The organism is Thermodesulfovibrionales bacterium, assembly GCA_026417875.1.
Lineage (GTDB): Bacteria > Nitrospirota > Thermodesulfovibrionia > Thermodesulfovibrionales > CALJEL01 > CALJEL01.
The window spans coordinates 1-6017 of sequence record JAOACK010000078.1 but is presented as its reverse complement, the minus strand read 5'-3'; the positions used below and the strand labels follow the sequence as shown (position 1 = coordinate 6017).

Here is a 6017-nt window from a genome sequence, read left to right as displayed (position 1 = left end):
TGTCGCCTTTATTGCTTCCTTAACTGCTGCATCTTTGTCTACTGCTATGCTAAATGTCGTCCCCTCTCTCCTTAATTCCTCCATTACATCTGCTCTGTAATATTCACTGTCAAGACATACGTGCTTTATCCTCTTGCCTTTCGGTAAAACTTTATACGGCCTCTTTATTGCTTCTATGACATCTCCTACTGCATTGCCATCCCTAAATCGGTGATGCACTATTAGTTTAAGTTCTTTAAATGCTGTCATAATTGGTCTGTAGCCTTTTACTCCAAGATAGGTCATCTTGGCATCCTGCTTCTATGCCTCTATGTTTGAGGGGTCTGAAATTAAGGTGTATTATTTGTTATAGTTTGAGTGCTTTTTTGTTTAATTCATCTCCTGGAACCATCTGGGAAAGGACTTTGAGTCTTTCTCTTAAGAAGAAAAATCAGCAAAAATACGCCTATCATCATCAAACTGAGCAGATGAAAGGCATCGTTGAATCCCAGCATGGATGACTGCCTCAAAAGCTCCCTGTAGATCGTTGCAAGACCCGAGTATTCAGATAAGGGGCCAAATCCCTTAAGCTCAAATATATTAGATAAATTTTCAGAGGCTATCTGAAACTGAGGGTCAAAAACTGTAAGATTTTCCACAAGCCTGTACTGATGAAACTGCGCTCTCCTCTGCAGCATAGTGGTAACAAAGGCAACTCCGAAGCTACCTCCGAGATTTCTAAGAAGATTGTATATACCTGTAGCATTTCCCATCTCTTCTTTCTTTATGCCTGCCATGGTGAGAATTGTTAGAGGGATGAATATAAAAGGCATGCCAATGCCAAGGACAATCCGGGGCCAGATTATGCTCCAGAAATCTGCCTGAAGATTAAATTTTGACATGAGATGGGTTGCATAAGAACATATGAGTATCCCCGCTCCAAGTAATATCTTTGGATTCATTCTGTGAACAAGTTTTCCAGCCACTGGCATTGCAATAAGTGTTGCAAGACCTCCTGGTCCCAGAACAAGACCGGCCTTCGTTGCTGTATAACCCATAAGTGTCTGAAGATAAATTGGTAGAAGAACTATGCTTCCAAAGAGATTAAAAAAGGCAAAAAACATTACTATATTGCCAGCACTGAATGAAAGATTCTTAAAGATCTTCAGATTAACCACCGGATGCTTTGTAAAAGATTCAACTATTACGAAGATTACAAGAGAGACAAAAGATACAGTGGTAAGTGTTGTGATAAATCTTGAATCAAACCAGTTCTCACTCTGTCCTTTGTCAAGGACAATCTGAAGAGAGCCAAGACCAAGCGCAAGGAACATTATCCCCCAGTAATCAATCCTGAGCCTCATGCCCTTCATGTAAGGTGGGTCTTTTATAAAGATTAATGTCATAAGAATGGATATTAATCCTATTGGAATATTTATATAGAATATCCATCTCCATGACCAGTTATCAGTAATCCAGCCACCAAGAAGCGGACCTACAATAGGACCAAACATAATACCTATACCGAAGGCTGCCATTGCTGTTCCGTGCTGATGGGGCGGAAAGGTCTCAAGAAGTATTGACTGGCTAAGAGGCTGTAGTGCACCTCCACCAATTCCTTGAAGTACACGAAAAAAGACCAGACTCTCGAGACTCCAGGCTGAACCACATAGAAAGGAGCTTAATGTGAAAAGGAATATAGAAAATATAAGATATCGTTTTCTTCCAAATCTCCTGCTCAACCATCCTGTCATCGGTATGATTATGGCATTTGATACGAGATAGGATGTAATTGTCCATGTGGATTCTTCTATACCAGCAGAAAGGCTACCCCTTATGTGATCAAGTGATACATTCACAACTGATGTATCAATGATCTCAATCAGCGTGGGAAGCATTACTGTTATGGTAATAAGCCACTTATTCATCTTTAACAATAACAGTTGTCACTGCAGACATCCCCACTCTTAGCATATGTTTGCTGTCTGTGCCTTTCTCAAGAACTATTTTCACTGGTATCCTCTGAACCACCTTTACATAATTGCCTGTTGCATTCTCTGGTGGGAAGAGGCTGAAAACTGCTCCTGTGCCTGCCATAAGGCTATCAACCCTTCCCCAGAAAACCCTTCCTGGATAGGTATCTACTTTTATCTTTACCCTCTGTCCCGGTCTTATTTTTTCAAGCTGTGTCTCCTTGTAATTGGCAACTATCCAGACATCCTGAAGAGGAACTACTGCCATAAGTGGCTGACCTTCACGAATCAAATTTCCCTGTTCAACTGATTTTTTTGTTATATATCCATCAGAGGGAGCATAAATCTTTGTATATTCATGTTTAAGTCTGGCTGCTTGAAGAACTGCTTCCTTTTGCTTTATGTTTGCTAACTGCAGTGGTCTCAATGACTCTGCCTGTTTGAGCAGAGCTTTCTGAGCCTCAATAGAACTCTGTGCCTGCCTCACCTGTTCTTCTGCTGCCCTTAACTGTGCCTGAGCAACATCATAGGCTGTCTTTGCTTTATCATACTGGGCTCTTGATATGGCCTCCTTTTTAAAAAGGGCTTCTGCCCTTCTAAAGTCAAGCTCAGCCTGCACGAAATTAGCTTTCTGGAGCTCCAGATTAGCCTTCTGAGCCTCTAAAGCTGCAACTGCCTGTTCAAGCTGTTTTTCTGCCGCCTCAATCCTCGAGTTTATTTCATCAAGCCTTTTTCTTTCAGCCTCAAGGGCCGCCTCTGCCTCTTTTACCTTCACATCATAATCAGCAGGATCGATCTCAAGAAGAAGCTCTCCTTTTCTCACATACTGGTTGTCCTTTACATATATGGCAGACACTGTCCCTGACACTTTGGAAGATACTATATGGATAAAACCCTCTACATAGGCATTGTCTGTTGTGATATGCGTTGCCCTGTATCTGAGGTAAAAGAAGAGTATTAATGCACCTGTTACAGCAATTACAGAAAAGACAATAGCAGCAATCTTTTTTCTCCTGTGATTATTTATTATCTCTTCCATACTCTCCTCCGTATATTGCCACAAGGTCTTTACCCATAGCATAGTTTAACCCAGCCTGGGCTCTGAGAAGTTCATATCTTGCCCTGTAATAATTAGTTTCTGCCATTGAATTAAGGGCAATGGCATCGAGCACATCTGTGGACTTGCCCGCACCCTCTTCAAATCTCAATCTGTTTATCCTGAGATTCTCCTCAGCCTGTAGCACAGCGCTTTCTGTAACCCTTATCTTTTCAAGAGCGTTTCTGAATTCAACAAAATATCTCTTCACCTCCAGTCTGATTTCGTCCAGGAGTTTTTCTCGTTCTTCCATCAATTGCCCCTCTCTGTATCTTATCTTATTTATCTCTGAAACCGTTGCTCCACCTTTAAATAAATTTATATTCACTCCCAGGATCACTGACCAGTTTTCCTCGTGGAGCTGGTATCTATTCTCGGTGTAATCATATCCCGCTTGAATAAATAATTCAGGATAGTACTCTCCTGCCTTTGCCTTCTTTTGAAGTCTGGTAGCCTCAATCTCCTGCTCTATAATTTTTATTTCCGGTCTCCTCTCTATTGCCTCCTCCCATGCCTCCTGAAGTTCTAAAGGAGTATATTCATTCTTATCATCATACTCTATATCCTCAATCCTTACCTCCTGGTCAAGAGGTAAAAGAAGCATAGTGTTAAGTCTTGTGAGATAAAAGGATCTCAGGTTTTTGAGACTGAGGTGTCTCTGCATAGCATCAGACAGTCTCACTTCTATCTCAAGTTTTTCATTTTTTGTTATCAAACCTTCTTCATACATGGCTATTGCATCCTTAAGATGACCTTGAAGGCTCTCTATCTCTTTTTCTGAAACGCTAATAAGCTTTTCAATTTCAAGGAGGTCAAGATAGGCATTTATGAATTCAAGGGCAACAAGATTTTTTAATCTCCTTGTATTATTCTTTGTAATCTCAAGACCTTTCTCTGCTGATCTATAAAGAGATAAATCAGAACCACCTCTGAAAAGACTTTGATATAAGATTACACCGTAAGAAAGAAATTCCTTCTGTGATGTGTAAACCTCCTGTGGCCCGAATCTTGCTCCCGGCTGGTTTGCAAGATAGGTCTGCCGGGCATAGACATTGATTGATGGAAAAAATCTTGCTCTGGCAATAGAAACTTCCGTACCAGCAATTTCTTCATTAAATCTTGCAATTTTAACAATTCTTGATTCTTCAGTAACAATCTTAAGACCATCCTTTAAGGTCATGAAAGAAATTTGTTCAGCTTCAGCATATTTATCATAAAAAATATACCTTCCGGTAAAATTCAGTAAAAAAACAATGATTATCAGAAGAGTTTTTCTCAACCTTTCACCTCCCGATGAATCTTCAATCCTTCAAAAACCAATCATCTATCCCTCATGCATCAATGTACCATTTATGAAAATATCAACATAGGCATCTACAATCCTTTTTGAATCATCTCCTTTATACCTCGTAAACATCTTTATCTCCTTTGCATAAAAGTAGGAAAAAAACATGCCCAGAAAAGCCCTGGCTGCATATTCAGAATTAATTTTTCTAACTATAGCCTTTTTCTGTAGATAATCAAAATAATCCGAAAGAAGTCTCAGGATCTCGTGAATGAGAGAGTCATGTATCTTCTTGATCTTATCAGGATACCTCTGCATCTCTGAATGCATTATGCTTATGAGATCCTTTCTTTCGTTCAGCAGTTCAAGAAATCTAACGGCTATTGTAATTAGGGCATCTCTGTATGGCTTATCCTTTATTTCAACAAGAAGTTCCTTAAATCTGGGAAGAAGGGAATAGGTGTTTATCACCTCCTCAAAAAGCCGCTCCTTTGTTGAGAAATATCTAAAGAGCGTAAGTTCAGCTACCTCTGCCCTTGCAGCTATCTCACGGGTCGTAGCACCAAGATAACCCTTTTTTGAAAATAGCTCAAGGGCCGCCTGAAGAATCCTGTCCTTCGTTGATTGACCATTCATGTAAGTAATTACTTACATTATATGGAAAATAAAATCGTATTGTCAAGTATCTTGCAGCTAAAACAAAAATTCAAATTGTTTTGAGAATAGATGACTAATTTTAGTGGCTCTTTACATGTATTTACATATAAAAATAAAAGGCCAGGCACTTGCCCGGCCTTGAATAAGATCACCTTTAAATTTTACATTTCTATGATAGTGATAGCCTGCGTAGGGCAAACCCCTATACAGCTCTCACAGAAAACACACTCACTTGTCTGGTAGGGGTCAGACTTTCCATCAACCATTCTGAAGACACCTTGAGGGCACACATTTACACATTCTTCACAGCCCTCACATTTTGCACTATCCACCTTAACAAGATACATGGTCAAACCTCCTCAGATTTATTTCTGGCTTAAACCAGTCATAAGGATTTTTTTTATTTTTACATATTTTTATAAAAAAAATCTACCCTATTGACAGCAGGAGCTAAAGAGGACTACAATTATCCTGTAATCTCAAATTCTACTTATGATAGAATGAAATCAGAGCCTCCTGAGAGGCTTGATAACTGTAAATCATATGGGGGAGTTATGGATGATTACCGTTATGACCACGAGACGGTAAAGGGATTTATCCTTTCCTCAATTTTCTGGGGTGTTGTGGGAATATTGATTGGGCTCTGGATATCGGTCCAGATGTGGCATCCAGCAGCCAATATACCCCCTTACTTTACCTTTGGGAGATTGAGAGCTGTACACACAAATGGTCTTGCCTTCGGTTTTGGAGTGGGTGCTATTTTCGGAACCTTTTATTACATTACCATGAGGCTCTGCAGAAGACCGCTGGCCTTTCCAAAACTCGCGAGAGCTCATCTGTATTTTTTTAATGCCGCTATAGCTCTTGCTGCACTCAGCCTTCTTTCAGGACATACCCAGTCTCTTGAATATGCAGAACTTGAGTGGCTCCTTGATATTGCTGTAGTAACTCTCTGGGTAATGTTCGGGATTAATATTTTCGGGACAGTGCTTAAACGAAGAGAAGAACCTGTCTCTTATACACATCT

Annotated in this window: 6 protein-coding genes; 1 reads left to right on the top strand and 5 read right to left on the bottom strand. The window is 40.0% G+C overall.

From position 1 onward, the window contains the following. From N2257_10105 to N2257_10085, 5 genes are all read right to left on the bottom strand, one after another. The coding region (locus tag N2257_10105; GenBank protein MCX7794735.1) for a hypothetical protein at positions 1-285 on the bottom strand (285 nt) is incomplete at its 3' end. A gap of 89 nt (positions 286-374) precedes the next feature. Beyond that, positions 375-1907 carry a DHA2 family efflux MFS transporter permease subunit gene (locus N2257_10100; GenBank protein MCX7794734.1) on the bottom strand — a complete coding sequence of 511 codons (1533 nt, stop codon included), beginning with the start codon at positions 1905-1907 and terminating at the stop codon, positions 375-377. Beyond that, positions 1900-2991 carry an HlyD family secretion protein gene (locus N2257_10095; GenBank protein MCX7794733.1) on the bottom strand — a complete coding sequence of 364 codons (1092 nt, stop codon included), beginning with the start codon at positions 2989-2991 and terminating at the stop codon, positions 1900-1902. Before N2257_10095 ends, N2257_10100 begins: the two co-directional genes overlap by 8 nt. After that, on the bottom strand, positions 2972-4327 hold the full coding sequence (locus N2257_10090) for a TolC family protein (protein MCX7794732.1): 1356 nt from the start codon (positions 4325-4327) through the stop codon (positions 2972-2974). The genes N2257_10095 and N2257_10090 overlap by 20 nt, the downstream gene beginning before the upstream one ends. A 45-nt stretch (positions 4328-4372) precedes the next feature. Next, a complete protein-coding gene (locus N2257_10085) occupies positions 4373-4969 on the bottom strand; it encodes a TetR/AcrR family transcriptional regulator (protein MCX7794731.1) in 597 nt (198 codons plus the stop codon). Positions 4970-5490: 521 nt separating this feature from the next. Here N2257_10085 and N2257_10080 point away from each other — a divergent pair. Then, positions 5491-6017: cbb3-type cytochrome c oxidase subunit I (locus N2257_10080; GenBank protein ID MCX7794730.1), on the top strand; the 527-nt coding region annotated here is incomplete at its 3' end.